The organism is Halioglobus sp. Uisw_031, from assembly GCF_047729875.1.
In the GTDB taxonomy this organism is placed as follows: domain Bacteria; phylum Pseudomonadota; class Gammaproteobacteria; order Pseudomonadales; family Halieaceae; genus Marimicrobium.
The window spans coordinates 3,533,528-3,558,250 of record NZ_CP159826.1 but is presented as its reverse complement, the minus strand read 5'-3'; the positions used below and the strand labels follow the sequence as shown (position 1 = coordinate 3,558,250).

The 24,723-nt window shown below is 52.0% G+C and carries 20 protein-coding genes; 12 read left to right on the top strand and 8 right to left on the bottom strand.

Annotation, left to right across the window (positions count from 1 at the left end):
• Positions 1–33: 33 nt before the first annotated feature.
• The 7 genes from ABXT62_RS16020 (at position 34) to ABXT62_RS15990 (ending at position 7,694) form a co-directional block, all read left to right on the top strand.
• Entirely contained in the window at positions 34–1,011 is a 978-nt protein-coding gene (locus ABXT62_RS16020; protein ID WP_415356317.1) for a LysR family transcriptional regulator, read from the top strand.
• Between the two features lie 203 nt (positions 1,012–1,214).
• The gene (locus ABXT62_RS16015) at positions 1,215–2,624 is read left to right on the top strand and encodes an aldehyde dehydrogenase family protein (RefSeq protein ID WP_415356316.1); all 1,410 of its coding nucleotides are present in this window, start codon (positions 1,215–1,217) and stop codon (positions 2,622–2,624) included.
• 29 nt (positions 2,625–2,653) lie between these two features.
• Positions 2,654–3,814: an acyl-CoA dehydrogenase family protein gene (locus tag ABXT62_RS16010; protein WP_415356315.1), complete on the top strand. Its 1,161-nt coding sequence runs from the start codon at positions 2,654–2,656 to the stop codon at positions 3,812–3,814.
• Positions 3,811–4,599 carry an enoyl-CoA hydratase gene (locus tag ABXT62_RS16005; protein ID WP_415356314.1) on the top strand — a complete coding sequence of 263 codons (789 nt, stop codon included), beginning with the start codon at positions 3,811–3,813 and terminating at the stop codon, positions 4,597–4,599. Before ABXT62_RS16010 ends, ABXT62_RS16005 begins: the two co-directional genes overlap by 4 nt.
• 11 nt (positions 4,600–4,610) lie before the next feature.
• Positions 4,611–5,723, top strand: coding sequence for an enoyl-CoA hydratase/isomerase family protein (locus ABXT62_RS16000; protein WP_415356313.1), 1,113 nt, complete (start codon positions 4,611–4,613; stop codon positions 5,721–5,723).
• Positions 5,724–5,749: 26 nt separating this feature from the next.
• On the top strand, positions 5,750–6,646 hold the full coding sequence (gene mmsB / locus ABXT62_RS15995; RefSeq protein WP_415356312.1) for a 3-hydroxyisobutyrate dehydrogenase: 897 nt from the start codon (positions 5,750–5,752) through the stop codon (positions 6,644–6,646).
• 244 nt (positions 6,647–6,890) lie between these two features.
• Positions 6,891–7,694 (top strand): enoyl-CoA hydratase, encoded by an 804-nt coding sequence (locus ABXT62_RS15990; RefSeq protein ID WP_415356311.1) that lies wholly within the window; start codon positions 6,891–6,893, stop codon positions 7,692–7,694.
• 45 nt (positions 7,695–7,739) lie between these two features.
• On the opposite strand, the gene ABXT62_RS15985 is transcribed toward ABXT62_RS15990, so the two are convergent.
• From ABXT62_RS15985 to gorA, 7 genes are all read right to left on the bottom strand, one after another.
• Positions 7,740–8,348 (bottom strand): exosortase H-associated membrane protein, encoded by a 609-nt coding sequence (locus ABXT62_RS15985; protein ID WP_415356310.1) that lies wholly within the window; start codon positions 8,346–8,348, stop codon positions 7,740–7,742.
• Complete coding sequence (xrtH, locus tag ABXT62_RS15980) at positions 8,341–8,847, bottom strand: exosortase H (protein WP_415356308.1); 507 nt, start codon at positions 8,845–8,847, stop codon at positions 8,341–8,343. The genes ABXT62_RS15985 and xrtH overlap by 8 nt, the downstream gene beginning before the upstream one ends.
• A gap of 73 nt (positions 8,848–8,920) precedes the next feature.
• A complete protein-coding gene (locus ABXT62_RS15975; RefSeq protein ID WP_415356307.1) occupies positions 8,921–9,823 on the bottom strand; it encodes a DUF4340 domain-containing protein in 903 nt (300 codons plus the stop codon).
• Positions 9,820–12,708 carry a Gldg family protein gene (locus ABXT62_RS15970; RefSeq protein ID WP_415356306.1) on the bottom strand — a complete coding sequence of 963 codons (2,889 nt, stop codon included), beginning with the start codon at positions 12,706–12,708 and terminating at the stop codon, positions 9,820–9,822. The genes ABXT62_RS15975 and ABXT62_RS15970 overlap by 4 nt, the downstream gene beginning before the upstream one ends.
• Positions 12,698–13,630 (bottom strand): ABC transporter ATP-binding protein, encoded by a 933-nt coding sequence (locus ABXT62_RS15965; protein WP_415356305.1) that lies wholly within the window; start codon positions 13,628–13,630, stop codon positions 12,698–12,700. The genes ABXT62_RS15970 and ABXT62_RS15965 overlap by 11 nt, the downstream gene beginning before the upstream one ends.
• A gap of 68 nt (positions 13,631–13,698) precedes the next feature.
• A complete protein-coding gene (locus ABXT62_RS15960) occupies positions 13,699–14,457 on the bottom strand; it encodes a sulfite exporter TauE/SafE family protein (protein WP_415356304.1) in 759 nt (252 codons plus the stop codon).
• A gap of 2 nt (positions 14,458–14,459) precedes the next feature.
• On the bottom strand, positions 14,460–15,818 hold the full coding sequence (gene gorA, locus ABXT62_RS15955) for a glutathione-disulfide reductase (protein WP_415356303.1): 1,359 nt from the start codon (positions 15,816–15,818) through the stop codon (positions 14,460–14,462).
• A 239-nt stretch (positions 15,819–16,057) separates the two neighbouring features.
• On the opposite strand from gorA, the gene ABXT62_RS15950 reads away from it, so the two are divergent.
• Entirely contained in the window at positions 16,058–17,104 is a 1,047-nt protein-coding gene (locus ABXT62_RS15950) for a YdiY family protein (RefSeq protein WP_415356302.1), read from the top strand.
• Positions 17,105–17,313: 209 nt separating this feature from the next.
• Here the strand turns inward: ABXT62_RS15950 and ABXT62_RS15945 are convergent, their stop codons facing one another.
• On the bottom strand, positions 17,314–18,708 hold the full coding sequence (locus ABXT62_RS15945; RefSeq protein WP_415356301.1) for a DcaP family trimeric outer membrane transporter: 1,395 nt from the start codon (positions 18,706–18,708) through the stop codon (positions 17,314–17,316).
• Positions 18,709–19,216: 508 nt separating this feature from the next.
• Between ABXT62_RS15945 and ABXT62_RS15940 the strand changes: the two genes are divergently transcribed.
• The 4 genes from ABXT62_RS15940 (at position 19,217) to ABXT62_RS15925 (ending at position 24,456) form a co-directional block, all read left to right on the top strand.
• Positions 19,217–20,029: a transporter gene (locus tag ABXT62_RS15940; protein WP_415356300.1), complete on the top strand. Its 813-nt coding sequence runs from the start codon at positions 19,217–19,219 to the stop codon at positions 20,027–20,029.
• 36 nt (positions 20,030–20,065) lie between these two features.
• Positions 20,066–21,601: a DUF1254 domain-containing protein gene (locus ABXT62_RS15935; protein WP_415356299.1), complete on the top strand. Its 1,536-nt coding sequence runs from the start codon at positions 20,066–20,068 to the stop codon at positions 21,599–21,601.
• 243 nt (positions 21,602–21,844) lie between these two features.
• Positions 21,845–23,071 carry an OmpP1/FadL family transporter gene (locus ABXT62_RS15930; protein WP_415356297.1) on the top strand — a complete coding sequence of 409 codons (1,227 nt, stop codon included), beginning with the start codon at positions 21,845–21,847 and terminating at the stop codon, positions 23,069–23,071.
• Positions 23,072–23,448: 377 nt separating this feature from the next.
• Entirely contained in the window at positions 23,449–24,456 is a 1,008-nt protein-coding gene (locus tag ABXT62_RS15925) for a DUF2860 family protein (protein WP_415356296.1), read from the top strand.
• Positions 24,457–24,723: the final 267 nt, after the last annotated feature.

Sequence of the window (24,723 nt, the reverse complement as noted above, 5' to 3'; positions counted from 1 at the left end):
AGATATAACTTAAAGTTATTTCTAGGGGCTGCAATGATTTCTCGCAGGTTAATCCGCACCGACCTTAATCTATTAGTTGTACTACAGATTCTTCTGGAAGAGCATAATGTCACGCGAGCGGCAGAGCGCTTGTCCGTGTCCCAGCCGGCGATGAGCAGGACGTTACAGAGATTGCGTGACACGTTTGAAGACGAGCTTTTCACCCGCACTGCGCACGGCCTCGTGCCAACACCGCGCGCGGAGGAATTGCGTCGGGAGCTCCCTGATCTGCTGGAAAGCATAGAACATGTGTTGGGTGACGCGGACTTCAGCCCTAATACCTATGCGGGCTCGTTCAAGTTGTTGATGCCACCCATTTTGTGCGAGTCCCTATTGCCGAGTCTGATGGCGGAGTTGTCAGTCATAGCACCGCTTGTTCAGATTATGATGGCAGAGGTACCACCCAATTTTGAAGAACTATTGAGAAAGGGCGAGGCAGACTTTGCCGCTTTCGTCTCCCTTGAGACGGAGCGGGACATTCATGCAGAGCCCATTGCTGCCATCGCACCGCGCTGTTACATGCGTGTTGGCCATCCATTGGAGGATAAGCAAATGGACTTACATGATTTTCTCGCTTATCCGCATCTGCGTCTTTATCTTCCTGGTCTGGCGCGGGGGAACACCAGCATGGTGGATGATGTGCTTGGCGAGTATGGCGTGCTTCGCACCATCGTTTTGGAAACGACACAGTTTTCCTCAGCCGTTGGCGTACTCACCCGTACGGACTCGTTACTAGTGGCTAATGCGGGTTTTCAAGAGAGCGGTCTCTACCATGAGCGTATTTTGGGTCAAGAGCTGCCAGCAGAGCTGCAGAGCATGATTCATAACACGCACAGTCCCAACAGAGGCAAGATGTCGCTCATGCGTCACACCCGCACTTCCCGTAGCGCACCCCACCAGTGGATGCGAGCACTGCTGATGAAGCTGTTGACCCGTTCGCCGGTTGCGGAGGAGCCTACCACCGCAGTGTGAGAGTATACTGGCCGCCTGTGCTTATTATGCAGCGGTCTGCGCTAGCCAAGAAATAGCCATATAGCTCATAATAAGAACACTTTAGTCTCTTTAGAGCGCGCTTTGGGCATTTGTAGCCTAGCGCTCAGATTTTGACCACTTGGTGATGTGTGGGCAGCCATCGACGGCACCCGCGCCAGCAACTAACAGCGGAGCTCAGGGCAATGGAAGACAATGAGGAATTGATAGCAGCCAAAGAGGAAGTGGCCGTTATGATGGCGCGCGCACGCGCGGCTCAGGAGCAGATCGCCGATTATACCCAGGAGCAGGTAAATGAACTGATAACAGCGATGGTCTGGTCGGTTGGCCGTGAAGATCGCTCAGAAGAAATTGCCCGTTTGGCGATTGATGAAACGCAGCTCGGCAACTACGAGGGTAAGTATCTCAAGATCCATCGCAAAACTCGTGCCACCTTGATGGACATCATCGGTGATAAATCTGTGGGTGTGATCGAGGAGATTCCGGAGCGCAACATTGTGAAGATCGCGAAGCCAGTAGGCGTCATCGGGGCATTGTCACCGTCCACTAACCCAGAAGCGACGCCCGTTATTAAGGCCATCTCTGCGGTCAAGGGTCGCAACGCCATCATTGTGGCGCCGCATCCCCGCGCTAAGCTGACGAATAAGAAGATTTGCGACTATATGCGCGAGGCTATCGTGGCTATGGGTGGGCCGGCAGACCTTGTGCAGAGTATCGATGTTCCCTCGCTGGACAAGACCAATGAGCTGATGCGGCAGTGCGACCGCATTCTGGCGACTGGCGGTGCGGCCATGGTGAGTGCAGCCTATTCTTCCGGCACCCCAGCTCTGGGTGTGGGCGTCGGTAACGCCGTCATCACGGTCGATGATTCTGCCGACCTCGATGAAGCTGCTGACAAAATCCGCATTTCGAAAACGCTGGATCTTGCAGCGTCTTGCTCTTCGGACAATTCTGTACTCGTGTTTGAGTCGGTCTATGATGAGTTTTTAGCGAAGCTCAAGCACGCGGGAGGTTATGTCATTGAGGGCGGAAACAAGGAGAAGTTGCAGCGCGTCTTGTGGCATGACGGCCACCTAAACCCTAGCATCGTGGCTCAGCATGCTGTCAGCATCGCCGCTCAGGCTGGCATCGACCTGCCTGAAGGCAAGCAGTTTCTGATCGTACCGGAAACCGGCACTGGCCCGGACTATCCATTCTCTGGCGAGAAGCTAACGGTCACCATGGCCCTTTACAAGGTTAGGAATATTGATGAGGCCATCGAGCTAACCAATAGCATCCAAGCCTACCAGGGTCAGGGTCACAGCTGTGGTATCTACTCCTACAATGAACACAATATTATGAAGCTGGCGATGGCCACCCGCACGTCGCGGGTGATGGTCAACCAACCGCAGGCCGCGTCAAACAGCGGAAACGTCTGGAACGGCATGCGCCAGACCTTCTCTCTAGGTTGTGGCTCATGGGGTGGTAATGGCATCAATCACAATATTACCTGGCGCGACCTGATTAATGAGACATGGGTTTCCAAACCGTTAGCGGTCAACAAGGTCATCCCCTCGGATGACGAGCTCTTTAGTTCTGTGATGGGAAGATTTTAAAGCGGCTACGCTTATCCAAGGAGACAAGTATGGATTTTTCCCTGACAGAAGACCAACACGCCTTTGTTGCCAGCGCACGAGCATTTTCAGCGGGCGCACTGGCACCCCATGCGGCTGCTTGGGATGCACAGTCGATTTTCCCTAAAGACGCACTGCGCCAGGCAGGAGAGCTGGGGTTTATGGGCATGTATGCCCCGGAGGCTGCCGGTGGTCTGGGTATGAGTCGTCTCGATGCCAGTATGATTGTCGAGGAGCTGGCCAGGGGTTGCACTGCGACTGCGGCGTTTCTCACTATTCACAACATGGCGACCAGTATGGTGGGCAAGTACTGTACTGATGAGGTGATCGAGCACTGGTGTCCGGACCTGGTTATGGGAACCAAGCTTGCATCTTATTGCCTGACCGAACCGGGCGCAGGTTCGGACGCAGCCTCATTGGTGACTCGTGCGGTGCGAGAGGGCGATGATTACATCGTTAATGGCACCAAAATTTTTATCTCAGGGGCCGGGGACACCGAGGTTCTTGTGGTTATGGTGCGTACCGGGGACGGTGGCCCAAAGGGCATTTCAGCGCTGCTGATCCCTGCCGATGCAGCCGGCATTTCCTATGGCAAGAAGGAAGATAAGATGGGTTGGAATGCCCAGCCTACGCGTTCGATCACCTTTGAACAAGTGCGGGTGCCTGTCGCCAATCGGTTGGGCGCTGAAGGTCAGGGCTTTGCGATTGCGATGGAAGGCTTAGATGGTGGCCGCATTAATATTGCCACCTGTAGTGTTGGCACGGCTCAGCAAGCGTTAGAAGAGGCCACGGCTTACGCTCGTGAACGCAAACAATTTGATACCGCGATTGCAGACTTTCAGTCGACACAATTTAAATTGGCTGACATGCTCACCGAGCTCGTGGCCGCGCGACAGATGGTGCGCCTCGCAGCCTATAAACTGGATACCAAGGACTCTCAGGCCTCGACCTATTGTGCGATGGCGAAGCGCTTTGCTACTGACGTAGGCTTCAATGTCTGTAACGATGCCCTACAATTGTTTGGCGGTTACGGCTATATAAAGGAATACCCGATGGAGCGCCATGTTCGCGATACTCGCGTGCATCAGATTCTGGAGGGTACGAATGAAATCATGCGGGTGATTGTTTCTCGTAGACTGTTAATGGACGGAGCACTGGAGGTTATTAAGTGAGTTTAAGTACGTCAGAGAAATTGAAAGTAGAACTGCGGGGGCACACGGCTCTGGTTACGATAGACAATCCTGGCGCAAATACCTGGGACACAGAAAGCCTGCCGGCGCTTAAAAATTTAGTGGAAAAGTTGAACGACGAAAAAAAAGTGTATGCACTGGTCTTGACCGGTGCTGGGGAAAAGTTCTTTTCCGCAGGAGCAGACCTTAAGCTGTTTGCCGATGGCGACCCGATAACTGCCGGCAATATGGCGCAGTTTTTCGGAGAAGCGTTTGAGGCCCTGGCAGACTTTCGGGGCGTATCCATTGCTGCGATCAATGGGTTTGCCATGGGTGGGGGCCTGGAAGCTGCGATGGCTTGTGATATTCGTATTGCTGAGGAACAGGCGCAAATGGCGTTGCCGGAGGCGAAGGTCGGCTTGTTGCCCTGTGCGGGAGGAACTCAACGCCTGTCATGGTTGGTGGGCGAGGGTTGGGCAAAGCGTATGATTCTCTGCGGCGAGCGTATCAATGCTTCTACAGCGGAGCGTATTGGTCTGGTAGAAGAAGTGGTCGGCAAGGGCGAAGCCCTCGAAAGAGCACTTGCGTTAGCGGAACAGGTTGGCGAGCAAAGCCCGACATCAATCGCTTTTTGCAAGCGTTTGGTGCACAGCGGTCGTAATACTGTGCTCGCTGCTGGCTTGCAGGGTGAGCGCGACATGTTTATAGAATTATTTTCTACACAGGACCAGACCGAAGGAGTGAATGCCTTCCTGGAAAAGCGCAAGCCCGTTTGGAAGAACGGCTAAGGAGCGCCCCTATGTCTGAACCATCGGTAATGTTCCAGGAGCTGCCTGCGGCTTCCGGGAAAATGGGTCGGGTAACGCTGAATGTTGCGGCTACGCTGAATTCTCTCACATTGGAAATGGTCGACCTGTTGCAAGAAAAGCTGGATGCTTGGCTGCACGATGATGCTATCGCCGCTGTTTTTATTGAGGGTGCTGGAGAGAAAGCCTTTTGCGCCGGAGGCGATATTCAGGCGCTGCACCAGTCCGCGGTGGCCACGCCCGGCGGTCCCTGTGACTACGCTGAAAATTTTTTCGCGCGCGAATACCGCTTGAATTACACGCTTTATACTTACTGTAAGCCAATCATTTGCTGGGGCCACGGTATCGTGATGGGTGGCGGTCTGGGTGTGATGGCGGGATGTTCGCACCGGGTAGTGACAGAAAAAACGCGCATTGCTATGCCGGAAGTCACGATTGCCCTGTTTCCTGATGTAGGAGGCACCTGGTTTTTGAATCATATGCCAGCAAGCTCCGGGCAATTTCTTGCATTGACCGGTGCATCGATCAATGCTGCAGATGCGATCTATACAGGTATTGCTGACCGATTTATTTCCAGCGAGCGTAAACCCGAAGTGCTAGAACAGCTACTGCGTCAGCACTGGGGGGCTGAGCCCCCGACTAACCATGCGCTGGCTCGTCATGTACTGCGCTCGTTCGCAGAGCAAAGTCTTGATCAGTGCCCGGTCGGCCAGGTTGAGTCTCACCTGAGTACGATTAATACGTTGTGTGATGGAGATGACATCCACGAGATCATCGACAATATTGCGTCTCTACAGACGAGCGACCCGTGGTTGTCCAAAGCCAGTGAAAGTCTTTCTCGCGGATCTCCACTAGCCGCACTGTGGATTTTCCGGCAGTTGGTGGAGTTGCGCCATGCCTCACTGAAAGAAGTTTTTCAGTCCGAAATACAGCTGGTGACCAATATTGTGCGACACCCGGAGTTCGCAGAGGGGGTTCGCGCGCTGTTGATCGACAAGGACCGCAGCCCTTCATGGCAGTATCAATCCTCGCGCGATGTGCCGGCAGGTGTGTTGGCAGCTTTTTTTGACGCGCCCTGGGATGTTAACCCTTTGGCTGATTTGTAACGCGTAATTGTTAGAGGGATAACTGAATGGCAGATGTAGGCTTCATTGGTCTTGGCAACATGGGCGGTCCTATGGCCATCAATTTGGTCAAGGCAGGGCATACGGTTGCTGTCTTCGACCTTTCTCAGGTGGCCTGCGACCAATTGCGGGAAAAGGGGGCCTCAGTCGCCGGTTCGGCCGCGGAAGCTGTGGCTGGAGTGGACTATGTGATTTCGATGTTGCCAGCGGGTAAGCACGTTGCCGAACTCTATCTCGGAGACGGCGGTTTATTGTCGAAACTGGATGGTTCTGTCACGATTCTCGATTGCAGCACTATTGACGCGGCGACCGCGCGGCGGGTCGGCGAGGCGGCGGTCGAATCAGGTATAGGCTTTATGGACGCGCCGGTTTCAGGGGGAGTGGCCGCGGCCACTGCAGGCACCTTGGCATTCATGTGCGGTGGTGATGCTGACACTTTTGAGAAAGCGCGAGTGATTCTGAAAGATTTGGGTAAAAATATTTTCCACGCTGGGCCTGCAGGTGCCGGACAAGTTGCCAAAGGTTGCAATAATATGCTCCTGGCTATTCAGATGATTGGGACCTGCGAGGCGCTGGAAATGGGCGCCCGCAATGGCCTCGATCCAAAGGTGTTGTCCGAAATTATGCTGGCCAGTTCGGGTCGCAACTGGTCATTGGAAGTGTACAATCCTTATCCTGGCGTCATGGACACTGCCCCCGCCAGCGACGGTTATCAACCAGGGTTCATGGTAGATTTGATGGTCAAGGATCTGGGTTTAGCGATGGAAATTGCACAGCAATGTGACATCGATAATGCTATGGGGAAATTGGCCGCAGCGCTTTATGGCCAGCATCAACAAGCTGGTAACGGGAAGCGCGACTTTTCCAGTATTTTGCAGAAGTTGCAGAACGAAATCAGCGCCTAAATGAAAGCGCAACCTGTCGCCGTGATACACGCAGAGACTCTAGCAGTAGGGGCTGACGCTAATAGCATTTAGCTCGGCATCCGGCCGGTGGAGCTAACAGGTGTTTGGCTGCGCTGCCTGCGCGACTTCTCGCGGTGTGAGTGTGACAGTGCAGGTGGCGCATTCAGACTGGCCTATTTCGACATGGATCAGACATGCTCGAAAGCGTAATCTGGAGTCTCAAAACCTGCTACAAGGATTCTATATGTCGTTTGTTATCGTGGAAAAACCGCGCCCCTACATCACGCTTATTACTTTGAATCGACCTGAACGTATGAATGCCATGGCGTTTGATGTGATGGTGCCCTTTAAGGAAGCACTGGAAGAGGTCAGTTTCGACAACGATACTCGGGTCGTGATCGTGACCGGCGCCGGTGCTAGTTTCTGTGCGGGTGCTGACCTTCAAGACCCCGGCTGGTTAGCGATTTTTGATGGTTTGACTATTCCTGGTATCGCGCGTCGGGCCATGAGGATTCTAGATGATGTGGTCAAGGCAATTCAGAATATGCACCAGCCTGTCATCGGCGCCATTAACGGCCCAGCCATTGGTGGCGGATTCTGCCTAGCCATGGCAACCGACATTCGTGTCGCAGCGGATAGTGCGTATTTTCGCCCGGCGGGCATTAACAATGGGCTCACGTCCGCCGAGTTGGGTTTGAGTTATCTGTTGCCGCGGGCGATAGGTACCAGTCGTGCTTTCGACATTATGTTGACGGGCAGGGACGTGGATGCCGAAGAGGCACAGCGGATAGGCATGGTGTCGAAGGTTGTCTCGCAGGAAAAATTACTGGACGAATGCTATGCCATTGCCGAGCGGATCAATGGCTTTAGTCAGCTGGGCGTGGAGCTAAGCAAACAGATGTTGTGGGCCGGCATGGATGCGGGCAGCTTGCATTCGCATATGAATCACGAAGGGCATGCTCAACTGTTTGTGCGCATGACCACCAAAAACTTTGAAGAGGCGATTAAGGCGCGCAAGGAAGGAAGGGCGCCAGACTTCAAGGACTAACCGTCATTTAGAAACGGAGAGTGGAACTTCGAAGCTAACCCAATTCTAACTATCGACGGTTTTGACAAACACCCCTTGCAGTAGTTGTGAGTCTTTGCTTTGCCATATCCACAGGACTGCCGGAGCAAGTGTTGGAACGATCAGTACACTGAACTGGTAAGCAATTGCGATCACCTCCGCGTAGGGAACGAAGGACTCCGGTTGGTTGAAAAAGGGCGCGCCGACGTTAATCATGAGTTCTTTAAGGCACAGACATAACAGGCCGAATACAAACAGTACGTAGAGGATTAGTGCGCCCCACAGATAGTCAGCCAGATAGGTTTTTTTTTCTGTGGCGAAATGCAGGGCCGTATAGAAGGGTAAAGAATAGGAAAGAATTCGTGTGTTTATCTCGAACCCCAAGCGGTATTCGGCCTGACTTAACGGGATAAGCTGCCCGGCACTCTCACCAAATTCTGTCATTAAAATAGCCTCTGGGCCGCTGGCATACAACGCGTTCACCACATCGGGAAACCAGTTAGTAAGAAGCATGCCGACAATTCCGATAGCAGGGAGCGCTATTGGCGCACTAGCGATCGTCCAGAGCGCAAAAAACGGGATCAGAAGAGTGAATACGAACAGCAAAAACTGCCGCATATGATGTTGTTCAGCCAACCGCAGTCTCCCGAGGCTGTGTCTGTTTCGACAGGTAGCGTAGGTAAACGATAAAGACCACCAGAACGTCCAGCATGATCAGGGCGGGCCAAAGATAAAGGTGTATCCAGGAAAAATATTCTAGATTCCAATTGCCCAGATAAAACAGGCTGATGATACGCACGATATTTATCACCTGTATGGCAAGAAACCCCAAGCCAATGGCGGTGAGGCGGGCGCGCCAGCTTGCAGGGAAAGCACATATCGCAGCAATTAATACAATGGTGGCTTCTACGCCGTTGCAACCGGCTTCGATGGAAACAGCGAAGCCACTGTCTTTGAATTGGAGGATCTTGCCGTAGGCGATGACAGAATTGTCGAAAGGAAGAATCAGTACAGCGCTGAGATGGGCCAACAGGGATGTGAACGGAGTGATTACGTGTTCCTGCACTGGATTGAGCATTTCGAGTGTGAACAGGGCTACAAGTATCAGCAAAAAGGTCGTTACAAATCGCAGCATGAACCAGCTCTTAGGTTACAGAAAGTAAAATATTAGCACGTTACGGATTGGTTCGACTATTGGCCATCGCGTATCATATTCCACCTTTTTCGCCAGAGATCAGGCGAGGATCTACTCCTGTCAATCTATCGAAATCATATGCACTTAGTGTAAAGAAAATCGGGTATTCACTGCTATAAATAAAGTGCTCATTAGTCACACTGATCAGTTCTAGCGTTACGTTCCCTGTTGGGCTCTGTATTTTCATCACCAGATCTGCTTTTACCATTGACAGTTCATGCTGCAGTTCCTCACCTGCGATACCGTCGATCTGTAGGGATTTAAGGGCGCTAATAAGCCGTTCCAGCTGCATCTCGTTGGGCTCACGTCCGGTGCCAGACAGCCAGCGTCCACTCTCAAAGCTCAGGTTGTAGAAGCCTGTATCGATGCGCAGGGGAGCGCGTACCTGCAGCAATCTGGGTTCTAGCCATGCGCCACTCGTTGCGGGCGTTTCAAAGGCGCTTAACGTGATGCTGTAAATAGCATCCTGACGATCATTGCGGGCGTGCACCTTGCGAAAGCGTGGTGAAGTTCCAAGGTAGAGGGTGTCCAATGCCTGGCCTGCGGAAAATAGCGTCAAGCGGCGTTGATAATAGTAGTCTGCAACCTGAAAGCGCTGTCGCGCAGCTGACGAGTGCGCTATTGGCCACGCCCCTTGCTCCCCGCTGATGCGTTGTAATAAAGAGCGGACCTTGACAGAGTCAGCCGGTAAGTCTCCTAGGTCGGGCAGCAGCCATTGCTCCGAGGACCTTATCAAGACAACCTCATTATCTAAGTCGTCGCCGATGCGAATCTCGTCTATCTCATCGCTTGAGAAGGAGGTGAGTGTCGGGTTCGTCGGTCTATTGACTGCACGTTGGTCAGGCCAGAACAGGATAGCTGTGATGCCGCACTGGATAAGCAGTGCGAACAGCAATACGCCCACTGATCGCTTCACAGAGATAGACCTTGCGCATAATGGCGACGCTGCAAAATACTTTTCAGCCAACTTATGAGTGCGAGAGCCAGCAACCACAATAGCGCGAGCCCATAATTGAAATACTCTATAATTAGCTGGCCGCGGCGCTCCATCGGGGGCAGCGTGCGGTTGAAATGTCCCCGGGAACGAATTTCCAGCAACTGCTCATCCTGCAGTGCCCAGTCCAGAGTATTCATGAATAACTCCAGTGGTCCGAGATATTGTGTGCCGCTTGCGGCAACAATACTGTTGAGTATTTGATCATCCATAAAGTCATTGGAGGCATATAGCACAATACGGGCGGACTCTGGAGACCGCTTGAGTAGTCCTCGAGCGCTCGCAACAGGCAGGGGGTGCTCATGCCCAGCGCTTTTTGGGACGTGATGAGGGAAATCACCGTCGGCGAAAAAGGACTCGAAACGACCCTCCACTACTACACCTAGATTCCGCGATGCAGTGACCGGTAGTGAATCGACTGCGCTGTTGTCTGGTGGCGGTGGAGAAAGATTTCTGAGGCCGTTTGCGTCCACGTTGGGCGTGATATCCATGCTGTTGCTCAGCCAGGATTGGTTAGAGCTGCGCAGCAATGGGGTGGTTCGCTTGTCACTGCTGGGCGCCACGGAAATTGGTGAGGCCCAGGCCATCGTTACCTGCGGTAAGTTCTCGGTCACCGCGTGCTTGGTTGCTAGTCCCGGTGTTCGCAGGTCGACAAAATAAGGGTAGTCTAGTATTTGTATGTCACGAAATTCGTGGTCGCCGGACTGTCGTGTAACAGGAGCATGAAAGCTGGCATTTTGTTCATCGAGGACTAGAGTCTTTTGAATGTTTATCCCATTGTGCTGCAGCCATTGCTGTAGGCCACTGTCCCAGTCCTGCAGGCGCAGTTGGCCGCCGCTGAATTCGGCGGTAAAGGGTGAGGTCACCAGAATGACAGTCCCCCCCCGCATCAGAAACTGATCAATAGCAAAGATCGATTGTTCGTCCAGCTTGTGCGGTGCAACTACCGCCAGAATATCCGCCTCCGGTGATACACCGCCATCCGACAGGTCTTCTGGCCTGATGCTGTAGTCCTTGATGATCATTCCCTCTAGGTTTGAGAAGGTTGGTCCGCCCATTTGAAACTGGGCCATCTGTGGATCAACGTGAGGGACCGACAGCGCGACAATTTTAGTAAATCCAGGGGCAAAGCGCTTCAAGCCGGCATCCAATAGCAACCGAAATGCTGTGGGGTTGAAGTTCTCTGTGGGTAGCTGGACCACTTGACGCGAATCCGCAAGCGTCAGATAAAAAAAGAATTGCTCGGTATCCCCTGGCGACGTAACCATGGGCTTGAAACCCCACTCTTCAGAAATACTAGAGGCGATAGCGGCATTGCGCGCCTCAGGTTCGATAAAGCGCACGCTAAACTTGCCCTGCGAGTTGCGGGCCGCGAGTTCCAGCTGAGGTATGATGGCTTTTTTGTAGGCCAGCAACGCTTCAGGTAGCAATGAGTCGGCAGAAACATAGCCAATAAATTCAACGGGATTTTCGATGCCGTCGAACAGGTTTCCACCCATGCGATAGTCAAACAGTACTTTCTTGATGGCATGTGTAATGTCGTATTCCGGATTTCGCAGCAGGACTTCCGCCGGGGCATTGGGCGCCGTTCGCACCTCAATCAGGTCGGCGAAACCCAGAGACTGATGCTCACTGCCATAGCGCACCAGCACGTTGAAATAGGCATTGACTAGAGAAGATTGGTGTCGGTCAGCGACCTGAAAGGGGCGTGCGGAGATACCGTATCGATCATTTGCCTCCTGCTCCATTTCCGGGAAATCGGCTGGATCAATAAACTCAACCCGGACTCTACCTTGACCTGCCAGCCCATACTCCTGCAACAGGTCGCGTAACTGCGGCACCAGGGGTGCTAATAATGGATGGGTTTTGCTACTGAAATAGCCACGAATGAGAAGGGGCTCCTGCAACTCATCCAGAAAATCATTTGTTGACTGCGAGATTGAAAATAGCCGGCCTTCGGTCATGTCCATGCGCAGGTTAGGCAGCTGTCCCAACCAAACATTCGCCACTACCAAATTACCCAATAGCAACGCGGTAATCGCGCGCCAGTAACGGTGACGGTTGCTGGAGGTGTTGCTCGCCCAACGCTCGCTTTCCAGCACATACACATTCATTACCAAAAAGCCTGCGCTTAGGCTGATGTAGTAAAACAAATCACGTAAATCGATGACCCCACGAGTGATGCTTTCAAAGCGTGCGCCGCTGCCCAGTAGGCGCAGGATTTCACCTGTCCTGTCGTCAAAAAATCCGGTCAGGGTAGCGCTGCCAAGCACATAGAGAATGGCACACAGCGCCACTGTGCCGATCATGCTAACGATAGGGTTGTTGGTGCGCGCCGATACAAATAGGCCGATCGCGAGATAGGTAGCACCCAATAGAGTCGCTGCGATATAACCACCAATGACAGGCCCCCAGTCTAGATTGGCAAGCAGGGCAACGGTAATTGGAAGCGGTAGCGTGCTGATCAATGCCAGCAGTAACAGGGTGAAGCAGGCGAGAAATTTCCCAATGACGAAGTGCCACAGGCTGATCGGCTGCGTCAGTACATGTTCCAGCGTGCCGCTGCGTCGCTCTTCGCTCCACATACGCATGGTCACAGCGGCGCAAAGAAAAATCAGAAGAATTGGCATCCATTCGAACAGTGGTCGAATATCGGCAATGTTGCGGGCAAAGAAGGACTCTACCCAGAAAAAAAGGAATAGCGTGACGGCGGCAAAGGACGCAAGGAATAACCATGCAACGGGAGACGAGAAGAAGAGTCCGATCTCTTTTTGGGCAACGCGGCGAGCGACCGAGTTAGTTGTCATTGTTGTACACCTCACGAAATACCTGATCGAGATCGTGTGCTGAGACCTGTAATTGGTAGAGTTCGGCCCCAGCTTGTATGACGCAATGAGCCACACTATTCGCGGCGGTGTCGATGTCGGCGTTTGGGTTCAGGTGAATATCGAAATGCATAAGTCCGTCTGCGGCAATGAAACTCTGTAGCGATGCAACGTCGGCTAGTTGCTCCAGATAGGCCGCCAGAGAAGGTGCACCTGCGCTGGCGCGTAACAGTAATGTTTTGCTGTTGTGCAAATCAGTGAGATTCTGGTCTAGGGCTAACCGTCCATTACGCAACATGAGTACCCGGCTACACACAGCATCTACCTCCTGCATGATGTGTGTGGAGAGAATGATGGTGGTGCGGCGCGCCAAGCGCCTTATCAGTTGTCGCATGTGTTCCGTTTGGTTGGGATCAAGGCCGTTGGTTGGCTCATCCAGAATCAATAAATTAGGCTCACCTAAAATCGCTTGGGCGACACCGACTCGCTGCCTGTAACCTCGAGACAGGATGCTGATTGGATCGAGCGCTTGCTGCGTCAAGTCGGTGGCAGACAGGACCTCTCGCACAGCTCCCAGTCGCTTTACTGCGGGTATACCCTTGAGTGTTGCCACGTAGTCCAGATAGTCAGCGACCATCATTTCGGGGTATATGGGTAGATTTTCTGGCAAATAACCGAGGTAATTTTGAGCAGACCGTGCATCATTGGACAGGTTTATGCCGTCAATAATAATACTGCCGCGGGTGGGTTCCAGATAGCCACTCAGCATCTTCATGATGGTGGTTTTTCCGGCGCCGTTATGCCCCAGCAGCCCCACTATTTCATGGTTGCCTATAGTGAAGGAAACGTCGTCTACGGCTGCATTTTTGCCGTAGAGGCGGGTTAGAGATTGGACTTCAATCATACAGCCGATTGTCGTTGTGTGATCTTTCAAGGAATCTGGGCATGTTACTGTGCCCTGATACCACCGTGCTAGAAGTTGAATAGTAGCTTAATAATAAAAACAATAAGCACACAGTTTAGCACCCTTCGGATCATGCGCTCGCCCCCGCTAATGGTGAACCGGGCGCCCAAATACCCACCTATTGAGTTTCCAACTGCAAGCGCGATGCCGATCATCCACACTAACTGAATTTGACTGGCAAATATCAGTAGAGCGACAATTGTGTAGAGGGCAACGATAAAGACCTTGTGCATGTTCGTTCTCACCAGATCTATGCCCATCACCCGATTCAGAACAGGCATGATAAGGAAGCCGACACCGAGCTGAATAAATCCGCCCCAGAAGCCCACTCCCACCATCAGTAAGTGGCCATGCAGCAGTTGCCTGCGCGTGGGCTGATAGTTTTCAGGCTGTTCTGCTGCGCGTTTGTCGAAGTACATCACCAGCATAACGGCCACCATAATCAGTGCGAGTGCGCGATTGAACCAGACGCCCTGCAGCTGGACCCCAAGCAATGCGCCTGCCACAGCGCCCGGCAGGGCACACACCGCGAGGGTCAGGCTGAGTCGAAAATCTCCAAAACCGCGGCGGGCAAAGGTCGCGATGGCGGTAATATTCTGTGCCAGGATAGCGATACGGTTGGTACCGTTGGCCACTGGGCCAGGCAATCCCATGAAAACCATCACCGGTACAGTGAGGAGCGAGCCTCCGCCCGCCATCACATTGAGAAACCCTGCAGCGATTCCCACCGCAACGAGAAGACCTGCCTGCCACAGATCGAATTCCATGACTAACTTTCCGTCCAAGGCTCGCGCATAGTGACGAGCTCTTCTGCTGTGGTCGGATGAATGCCAATCGTTGTGTCAAAGAGTGCTTTGGTGGCTCCAGCACGCATTGCGACAGCGATGCCCTGTAGGATTTCTCCCGCATCAGGACCCATCATATGGACGCCGACAACCCGATCAGTCTTGGCATCAACAATGATTTTCATGAAGGCTTTTTCGTCACTGCCACTGAGGGTGTGTTTCATGGGGCGAAAGCTGGATTTGAACAGACGGATATCCCCAAATCTGGCGCGAGCCTCCTCCTCGGTGAAGCCTACCGTGCCGATGGTAGGCTGACAGAACACGGCAGTCGGTATGAAATCATAATCCACTTGCTGGTCCAGGCCACCGAAATTACGTCGTGCGAACGCCATACCCTGGGCGAGAGCCACTGGCGTGAGTTCGATGCCTCCGGTCACGTCTCCGAGGGCAAATATAGTGGGCTCACTGGTGCAAAACTCTTCGTCGACTTCTATGGCACCCTGCTGGCTAAGGCGTATGTTTACATTTTCGAGCCCGAGACCAGCGAGATTAGCCTTGCGTCCGGTAGCATAGAGCACGGCATCGGCCTCGAGTTCGGAGTCATCGGTTAATCGGACTCTCAGGCTGGTACCGTCGGAGGTGATCGACTGGACATTGACGTCAAAGCGCAAGTCTACGCCGCTTTTGGCAATCTCTTGAGCGGCGTGAGCGCGAATATCTGCATCGAAGCCGCGTAAAAACAAAGGACCTCGATAGAGCTGTGTTGTCTTCGCGCCGAGACCATTGAAGATGCCGGCAAATTCCACCGCAATGTAGCCACCTCCGACAATGACAAGGTTCTGTGGGAATACGTCTAGATCAAATATTTCATTTGAGCTGACGACGTATTCGCTGCCGGGAAAGTCCGGGATATGCGGCCAGCCGCCAGTCGCGATGAGTATTTTTTCCGCCGTGTACTGCTGCTCTCCAACAGACACCGTATGGGGCCCTACGATAACAGCACGGCCGTCAATCACCTGCGCATTTGCGCCCTTCAGTAGGTTTCGATAGATTACATTAAGGCGCGAGATTTCGTCTTTTTTGTTGTCTCGCAGCGTAGACCAGTCAAAGCGCGGTTGAGTGCTGTCCCAGCCGAAGCCTTGGGCATCGCCGAAACCCTTGCCATACTGAGCGGCATACACATAGAGCTTCTTCGGCACGCAGCCCACATTGACGCATGTGCCTCCCATATAGCGATCCTCTGCTATAGCCACGCGAGCGCCAAACCCTGCCGCCATGCGTGCAGCTCTCACACCACCGGAACCAGCGCCGATTACAAGTAGGTCATAATCAAAATTGCTCACGATCTTTTCCTTAGCGATAAAGCACAAGTTTAGCAGCCCACGCTTGTCCCGCGCTATCATTCTCAGTTGTCGGCATCTTAGGTCACAGCTCTATGAAAGGGCTAAATCACCCTAAGTCGCTCTACCGACGTTACTGTTTCGATGTGCGGCCTAGAAATTTAAGGTTCTTCAATTTACTATAAACACCTTGTCGCTCGAAGATTATCCGGCGAAAGTCGGAAAAGAGAAGATGATTTCTTATGATTTTGTTACATAAGGCACTCAAAAACGGTTTCCTAGTCTGGACTATGGCCCTGCTGTTTCCGGTTTTCGTGCATGCGGAGAAAAGCCCTCCACTCTATGACGAGGTCGTGCTCAAGGATGGCTCGCGACTGATCGGTACCGTGATCTCGGTCAGGGATCGGCTGGTAACCTTCAAGACTAGCTTCGCAGGCACACTCAATCTCTCAATGGATCACATTGTGTCGGTAAACAACCGAAACCCTGCAGTGATGCTTTTGGCGGATCAAACAGTTATAAATTCAACGTCTATGATCATTAATCAGGAAAATCTCGTACTGCCCGATGCCGCACAGACTTACCCAATCGAGGATTTGGCAGTGGTGAACCCGGAACCGTGGGAGCTTGGTAATGGTTACCGCTGGACCGGATCGATAAGCTTTGCTTGGGCTCTCCAGCGTGGAAACACCGATAGCGACGAACTGAACTTTAAGCTTGATCCGGTGTGGCGCAGTAAGCGGGATCGGTACACCTTAAATTGGTCTGGGGAGCAAGACGAGACCAACGGTGTGGAGAGTGCTGACAATTGGCTGCTTATCGGAAAATATGACTACTTCCTGGCGGATCCAAACTTTGTGGGCCTTGTCGTAAATGCAAAAAAAGACAAATTTCAGGACCTCGAGATTCGGTACCTTATAGGCCCTTATTTCGGTAGCCAGTTTTATGACAAACCCGTTTTCTCCCTGAGTGGCGAGATTGGGTTTTCCTATGTGACCGAGGAGTACATCGCCGCCGAAGAGAAACATTATGGCGCGAGCAACTGGAGCCTGAAGGCAGCGAGCAATTATCTGGGCGGCAAGTCGGCGCTGTATTTCGACCAGACGGGCATCTGGAGTTTGAAGGATACCTCCGATGTTATTCTTAACACGACTTTTGGACTGTCTTTTCCGCTGATGTGGGATCTTGAGGCATCCGCTGAGATGTTGTTTGAATACGACTCTGGTGCGGTCGAAGGTGTAGATGATCTGGACCAAACGTATAATATTCGCCTTGGTTACACTTGGTGATCACTTAGTGGTTCCGGCCGCAGTTATCGTTGAGTTTTTCGATCAGTAATCTCTCAAGGCAACCCCGTTTTTCTAAACACTCCGTGAAGCCCTATAATCGAGAAAATGCGCTTCAGCAATCCAAGGGACATACCTGCCGAGAAACGGGATAAATTAGAGGCGAGTTACGTCATCAAGTCGTCGACGATGGTTCGGTCGCCGCGTTGACCTCAGAAGCGATATTTCACCGCAACCTGTAGTTGGGTGGCATCGCCGCTATCACCTCCAACATTTTCACGTCTGCCCCACAAATATTCTGCCCCCAAGTCTATGCGCGGTATAGGTGACCATATCAGATTCGAGCTAAATCGCAGGGTTCTCTTATAGGCGTCATCAACAAGAAAGTCAGGGCTTATGACTTCAACTATGCCAAATGTAAAATTGGAGCGTAATTCCCCCACTCCCCACCAGTGCTGGAGAGAAGTGTACCCTGCTGCAATATCAAAAAGCCCTAGCTGGCCAGTGCTGGGGTCGAAGATGCCGTCATAGTTGCCAATGCTGGATAGGTCGTTCACATAGCGGCCTATACCGTTACCTGCACTGAGCTGAAATAGCAGATTGTCGCGAGGGTCAAAGATGGGAATGATAAAGCGCCCGCTCAACGAGGCCCCTCCGCCGAATTTTTCTTTGACCTGTCTATCAGTGCTTTTCCCGCGAATTTGCCTGAGCAGTATTGCGAATTTCACATGCAGTCGTTGCCTGGGCTGGAAGCGGGCGGCCAACACTATGTCGGGAAATTGACTGATGCCGGAGCCATTCTGAAGTTCTGGATTGGGGTCTTCCAGTGCGAACTGGAGTTCATACGCACTACCAATTCTCGGCATAAAGCGAACCTGGCTCTGGCGCACATTTATACGCCCGTTTAAACCCTCAAAATCAATTTCCTCGGGGGATGCATCGGGGTCCATAAAGGTCGTCCAAGTCTTCCCTGCGAGCATGCGTCTCCACTGTCCAAAAGCGTGCCGTAGACGAAAAGCATCGTCGTCCCCCGCGAAGTCTCCTTCGATAAACGCACGCATAAGACCGTATTCGGTTGGTTCTCTGAGGTCGACATTGAGCCGAGATTGGTTCGCTGTAATGCTACTTTGGGCCTCATCCCCACTCGTTGCCTGAATTCCGACGGGGATCGAGCCAACGATAAATCGGTCCCTACTTTGCAAAGCATCAAAATTGTAAATGGCATCGGTTTTGACGAAACCCCCAATAGCTAACGCGGCATTGGTGCCTGGCAGCGGCCAAGCCCCGACAAAATCTCTGAGTGAGTCTCTGCTTGGGTCGTCAAATTGAGCCTGCGCCACCTCGACAGCTTCATTCTCTTGTATTCTTGTCGTGCTTTGTGTGGTCTCTGCCCCCATTTCCGAAAGTGCGATATTCCCAGTAGACCCCTTTGACCCGGACACTAGCGTCTCCGTTATTTCCTTGTCCTTGCTGACCTCAGGAGGCGTGCGTAGTTTATCCAGTTCTGCACTTAAGGTTGCGATTTGACGTGACTGACTCTCGAGTAATTGCCGCTGCTCTGCTAGCTCCTTCTGTTGCTGCTGCAATAGCGAGATAACCGTTTTCATGTCTATTCTTTGATCTGCGGTAGCGTTTTGCGTCGGATCAATTGACGGCCGCATTTCCTGTGAGCTTGCATTGCGACCATTCAGAGTTGTTAGCGTAAGGAATAAGACTACAGAGAGTGCAATTTTCATATTTGGAGTCGCTTTGCCTTATCCTGACACATCAAAACGCTTGAATTCCTGTCACCTCGTAAAAACAGACAGAGAAAAATTTAGCGTACATGGGGGCGGAGATACTCCCCATCCCACCCGAGACACTAAACCAGTTATAGCCATAGTCAACCGGTTATCCTAAGCTAGGCCTTAAGGGGACTAAAAGTAGGCACTTGCCTAATGTCGTTGCGGCCCCTAATAGGTTAAGTTACGCATTGGAACAATGTTAAAGTTGGCGCTAACGGCGTAACCCTTCTTTTTTTAGGGTATTGCCCGCTCACGGGAAGTAGAAAATTGTGTGGCTTAAACTTTGGTGGTTTTAGATAAAGAACGCATTATCAGCACTTTAGGAGACAGTATGAAGCCTTGTAGTTTTGCCGTTACGCTCATGATGGTAGTCACATTAGTCGCGGTTTCTTCCGCATCTGCAGACGATGCCACCGAATTGGCCAAGAAACTCGCTAATCCGATTTCAAGCCTGATCAGCTTGCCGATCCAAGCTAATTATGATGAAAATTTTGGCTCGGATGAAGAAGGCGAGAGGTGGCTTATCAATGTTCAACCCGTTATTCCCATCTCACTGAATGAAGACTGGAATATTATTTCTCGGACCATCTTGCCGATGATAGACCAAAAAAATATGCAATTGCCGGAATTGAACAAATCCGGCCTTGGGGATATTACCCAGAGCATTTTCTTTTCGCCCAAGGCGCCAACGTCATCCGGCTGGATCTGGGGGGTAGGCCCAGTTTTGTACTTGGACACTGCGACGAATGATGTGTTGGGCGCCCAAAAGTGGGGTGCCGGGCCTACCGCTGTTGCCTTAAAGCAGGCGGGGCCTTGGACCTATGGTGCGCTCGTCAATCAGGTCAATTCTTTTGCCGGTGACGGCAGCCGTGAGGATATTAGTGCTGCGTTTGTGCAGCCGTTTGTGTCCTATGTCACCAGCACGAAAACCACCATCAGCTTGAATGCGGAGTCGTCCTATAACTGGAAAGGCAACGACTGGTCAGTCCCCATCAACTTGTTTGTGGCCCAGATGTTGAAGGCCGGCGACCAAATTTTTCAGGTTGGGGTTGGCGCACGATATTGGGCAGAAGCCCCGGACGCGGCTCCAGAGGGATGGGGCCTGCGTCTGCAGTTGACGTTACTTTTTCCGAAAGGCTCTTAGAGTGTAGAAAAGTCAAATTTTAAAGGAGATATCACAGTGATAAAGCACATAACGGTGTCATTTTTAGCGGTTTCCATCGGGTGTACTCTTGCTTATGCAAAGGATGTAACCCCGGGGTTTAACAACCTCATACCCGAATCTATTCTTACGCCTGATAGTGTTGAGACGTCCATCGGCAAACTCAGCTTTTTTGATGGAATGCCCGATGCCGAAACCGTTACCAAAGTGTACGATAACCTCGATACCATACGAGCCACAGAGGTGTTTCTGGACATGGTGCCGGCGGCTTCGATGGAGGGAATGCGCTTAGGGCTCGCGAGCCTCGGCGCTAGTGCGTCGAATCAGGTGATGATGTTTGACCAATTACTTGACTCGAATCCACTTTTTCTCACGGGCAACACCGACACCGTTTACTCAGCCGTCATGTTTGACCTTGAGCGTGATGGTCCCACTGTCGTGGAAATCCCAGCAGGAAGCGGTCCCAGCACGGTGAATGATGCATACTTTCGCTTTGTGACAGACATGGGTGCGCCGGGACCGGACCGTGGTAAGGGAGGCAAGTACTTGATTGTGCCGGAGGCCTATGACGGAGAAGTCCCCGAGGGATACTTTGAGGCTCGGTCGCCCTCCAATATCAACCTAATGGTGCTGCGAGGTTTTCTGGTTGACGGGAAAACAGATGCAGCGGTCCGATCAGTTAAGGAAGGCCTGAAAGTTTACCCGCTCAATCAGAAAGATAACCCTCCCGCTATGGAGTTTATCAGTGGCTCAACGGTTCCGTTCAATACCGTTCACTCCAACGATTTTAGTTTCTTTGAGGAAATCAATAATGTGATCCAGAGAGAGCCAGTCGACTTCCTGGATCCTGAGCTACGTGGTCAGTTGTCGAGTATAGGTATCCAGAAGGGTCAGGCCTTCGATCCCGACGAGCGCATGACAAAAATTTTGACCGATGGAGTTGCGATAGGTAATGCGACTGCCCGCGCACTTTTGCTTAGGCCAAGAGATGAATCCGCTTATTACTATGAAGGCAGTCAGTGGTTTACTGCTTTTTTAGGCGGAGATTACCAGTGGCTAATTGACAATGGGGACGGTGGACGTAACCTCGATGCACGCACAGCATTCTTTTATGGTTACACGTTAAACACGCCCGCGATGGTGTTGAAAATGGTCGGCGCCGGATCGCAATATGCCGTCGCAGCAACGGATGAAAAGGGTGAATATCTGGATGGTAGCAAAACCTATCGTTTGAATATTCCAGGCAATGTTCCGGCAAAAGATTTTTGGTCGGTCGTGCTTTATGATCCTCAGACAAGGAGCGAGCTTCAAACAGAGCAACCCTTCCCAAGCAAGAACAACAAACGAGACCAGCTTGAAGTCTCTAGCGATGGATCGGTCGACCTTTATTTTGGCCCCACGGCACCAGAAGGCAAGGAAGCAAATTGGGTGCAAACGGTTCCTGGCAAGGGTTGGTGGGGGATCTTTAGACTTTATGGACCGCTGGAACCCTGGTTTGACAAGACCTGGCGTCCTGGTAACTTTGAGCTTCTAGATGGCGACGACAACCTGTAGGCAATCTGCCGGATTGCGACAGTTATTAGCAATGATAAAATCCCGCCAACTGCGGGGTTTTTAGTGTCCACAAGCGGATGTGCACACTCCAAGCGCCTATCCAGCACCCCATTGCAAACGTGCCGCCAGCTTTACACGGACAGCTTTAACTACGCATAACCTCGCGTTACAATGGTTCTGTCGGGTCCTGTGTCGCAAGGGTTTGCTTTGCAGAAGAGAATGATTCTCAAAGGAATAGGTGCAATGGAAAAAATGCTACAAAAAACCGCCATCACGCTGGTACTTCTGGGCGCTAATCACGCACTTGCCGGCGGATTGTGGCTGAATGAGTACGGTGACTTCGCCGGGGGCCGTGCATCGGCCGGCGCCGCTGCAGGCACGGACGAGGCAGCAACGATTATTCACAACCCAGCCAGTTCAACGCGCATTGAAGGCAGCCAATTGTTTGGCTCAGTGGGCGCTCTTATTCCTAAAATAGAGTTCGATGTGAAGGATTCCGTTCCGTTTATTGGAGATGGGGATGGCGGGCAGGCGGGACTGGTTGCGCCTGCCGCTAGCATGGCCTATGTTTTCGATAATGGCTGGGACAAGTGGGGCACCGGTATCTCTGTTGAGGGGCTAGCCGGTGCCGGCTTAGACTACGATGATGACTGGGTGGGACGTTATAAGGCCACAGAGGTCAACCTGTTGGTCATGGCACTGGGAGTTACTCTGGCCTATCAGGTCACGGATAGATTATCGGTTGGCGTCAAGCCACAAATTTATTATTCCACGTTGACACAAAAACTGAGTCTGCCTACCTCACCCTTTACTGGTAAAAGCGATATTAGGGCCAAGCTGGATGGTGACGATAGTGGTTTCGGAGGTATGGTGGGCGCCACCTATGCGTTTAATGCTGGCACGCGAGTGGGTATAAGCTGGCAAAGCAGTTTTGATATTGAGTTTGACGGCGAACTCGAACTTGATGGTAGCGTCGGTGACGGCATAGAGTTTGATACCGATACAGGGCTGACGATGGCACAGAATATTCGGGTGGCCTTACACCATGATGTGAATGATCGGCTAGGCTTGGATTTTACAGTTGGCTGGGATAACTGGGAGGAGCTGGACAATATCTTTATCTCGATTAAAGGCGCTGGCGGAGCTCCCCTGCCCATCGACTGGAAGGACACCTACCATTACGCCGCAGGTTTCCAGTATCAATTGAACGACGCCTGGGACGTCACTGCTGGCATGGCTTATGATACTAACGTGGTTGATGCGAGCGCCCGAGTTCCCGAATTACCCGTTGACGAGCAGATCCGCTACAACGCTGGAGCGCGTTATCATCTGAGTGATACGCTAATGCTTGGTGGCTATGTTAATTACACTGACTTGGGTAAGGCCAAAATCGATGCAGAGTTCTGGAGCGGCGAGTACAGCACTAATGAGATGATTCAGTTGTCGTTTTTTGCAAACTGGATGCTGTGACGCCACTTTGATGTCAGTCAGGCGGTGAAAAGCAGGTTTTTCTATGTTCTTTTATTGTTGTGATAGAGGATACGTGAACCGGCCGGCTGCTTTGATCGCTGTCAATGTGAGCATCGGCTCGGCACCCAAACATATTTTTTTAGCAAGGACAACACCGCCACGACCTAACGCTGCGTAGCCTATCTGATGGCCTGCTAGTGGAAGAGCTCGAGGGAGGCTAAGAGGTGCGGCAGAGCGGGAATGGCAAGCTCAAAAAGCCGGAGTCACCTATTTCAGCGCCGTGCAGGGACGCATGTTCACTTGATTTGACCGATGGAGACGGGGTTAATGGTATGATGCTGCGTGCGGTCTATAATCAATGTGTGTAGGGAGTAAAGATGAAAAAAATAGTGTGCGCCTTAATAGCCTCTGCAGCGACTGCGTCCGTCTTGGCTTTGGATCCTATGCCTGAGGAAGCGGGTTTCTCTGGCTCTTTGGCTGGGGGCGCTGCTGGCGGGAAGGTAGAGTCAAACTTTTTGGCTAGAGTGCTCGGTATTGATCTGAGTGACTCTACAATCTATAGCCTTAGTTCTCCCAGTGACACCAAAATAATTTCGCCCACTTTCGATTACAACATCGGCTATACCTTTGACAGCAAAAAAACTCGAGTCTCTTTGGCGTCTGCTGCTGAAGCTAGCATCGATTTCTCTAGTAACACGACTTTGACCTTGCGGCATAACTTCGACTCGATTGGTCATATCGAGCTAGCGGCATTGGCGCCGCCTCTTGCGCAGGTAGATGTATGGAAAAATCCGTACCTGACAGGTCAAAAGCGTGACAGAACCGATCTTTCAACCAGCGGTGTGCGTGTTACTTGGGACAAGATTCTCGGGAGCAATTTCGAATTTATAGCGACGTTCAAGAAAAAGGATATCGGTGACGAGCTTAGTGGTCAAAATCTTGGACTTAGCGCTGCGGAAGAGAAATTACTCGAGCGGGGCGGTGACATAACCGTAGCAGAACTAGGCTATGCGTTTGTGCTCGGTGGTGGTAAAAACATGATCCGTCCTAGCATGGCCTTCGTTGATTATGATCTTGATGGCGGCGCGATGTCTCAGGATGGTTACAGGTTAGGCGTCGCTCACATGTACAATGGTGGAGACTTCAGGTGGTTGAACCGCGCTCTGTATGAGAGTCTCGACGGCGACAAGGTCAACCCGATATTCAATAAAACGAATAATGCAGACCTTTATATTGTCGCGAGTGAATTACGCTTTCCAGAGCCATTGGGCTGGGATAAGTGGGTAGCGACAACCGGTATTCAATGGGGCGACAATGACGCCGATATCGACTTTAACAAAAGCTCCACGTTATTATTTGTCGCACGGGTAGTTCGTACCTTTTAAGCATCTCTTGAGCATTGAAAAGTCCCGGCAGTGATACTGGCGGGCTCTTTCAGATCGGGTCAGCTTAAGGCGGGGCTACCTGAGATATTGTAGCTATTCGCAGGATGCTAACGCTACATCAGCAAGTCGGCCAGTGAGGTCATCATGGCCCGAATTGCTGTGCGCAATGGTCCAATAATGAACGAATAGGAATTGGTTTATCTGTGATTCGAGTCCTGTGCCGCGGTACTAGGAAAACTTCTCGCGCAAATTGTGGGGATCACCGAT

Bases quoted from the DNA above. Each gene is read 5' to 3' on its own strand.
- ABXT62_RS16020 (WP_415356317.1), top strand. From the start codon at position 34: ATGATTTCTCGCAGGTTAATCCGCACCGACCTTAATCTATTAGTTGTA.
- ABXT62_RS16015 (WP_415356316.1), top strand. From the start codon at position 1,215: ATGGAAGACAATGAGGAATTGATAGCAGCCAAAGAGGAAGTGGCCGTT.
- ABXT62_RS16010 (WP_415356315.1), top strand. From the start codon at position 2,654: ATGGATTTTTCCCTGACAGAAGACCAACACGCCTTTGTTGCCAGCGCA.
- ABXT62_RS16000 (WP_415356313.1), top strand. From the start codon at position 4,611: ATGTCTGAACCATCGGTAATGTTCCAGGAGCTGCCTGCGGCTTCCGGG.
- mmsB (WP_415356312.1), top strand. From the start codon at position 5,750: ATGGCAGATGTAGGCTTCATTGGTCTTGGCAACATGGGCGGTCCTATG.
- ABXT62_RS15990 (WP_415356311.1), top strand. From the start codon at position 6,891: ATGTCGTTTGTTATCGTGGAAAAACCGCGCCCCTACATCACGCTTATT.
- xrtH (WP_415356308.1), bottom strand. From the start codon at position 8,847: ATGCTGCGATTTGTAACGACCTTTTTGCTGATACTTGTAGCCCTGTTC.
- ABXT62_RS15970 (WP_415356306.1), bottom strand. From the start codon at position 12,708: ATGACAACTAACTCGGTCGCTCGCCGCGTTGCCCAAAAAGAGATCGGA.
- ABXT62_RS15965 (WP_415356305.1), bottom strand. From the start codon at position 13,630: ATGATTGAAGTCCAATCTCTAACCCGCCTCTACGGCAAAAATGCAGCC.
- ABXT62_RS15960 (WP_415356304.1), bottom strand. From the start codon at position 14,457: ATGGAATTCGATCTGTGGCAGGCAGGTCTTCTCGTTGCGGTGGGAATC.
- ABXT62_RS15950 (WP_415356302.1), top strand. From the start codon at position 16,058: ATGATTTTGTTACATAAGGCACTCAAAAACGGTTTCCTAGTCTGGACT.
- ABXT62_RS15945 (WP_415356301.1), bottom strand. From the start codon at position 18,708: ATGAAAACGGTTATCTCGCTATTGCAGCAGCAACAGAAGGAGCTAGCA.
- ABXT62_RS15940 (WP_415356300.1), top strand. From the start codon at position 19,217: ATGAAGCCTTGTAGTTTTGCCGTTACGCTCATGATGGTAGTCACATTA.
- ABXT62_RS15930 (WP_415356297.1), top strand. From the start codon at position 21,845: ATGGAAAAAATGCTACAAAAAACCGCCATCACGCTGGTACTTCTGGGC.
- ABXT62_RS15925 (WP_415356296.1), top strand. From the start codon at position 23,449: ATGAAAAAAATAGTGTGCGCCTTAATAGCCTCTGCAGCGACTGCGTCC.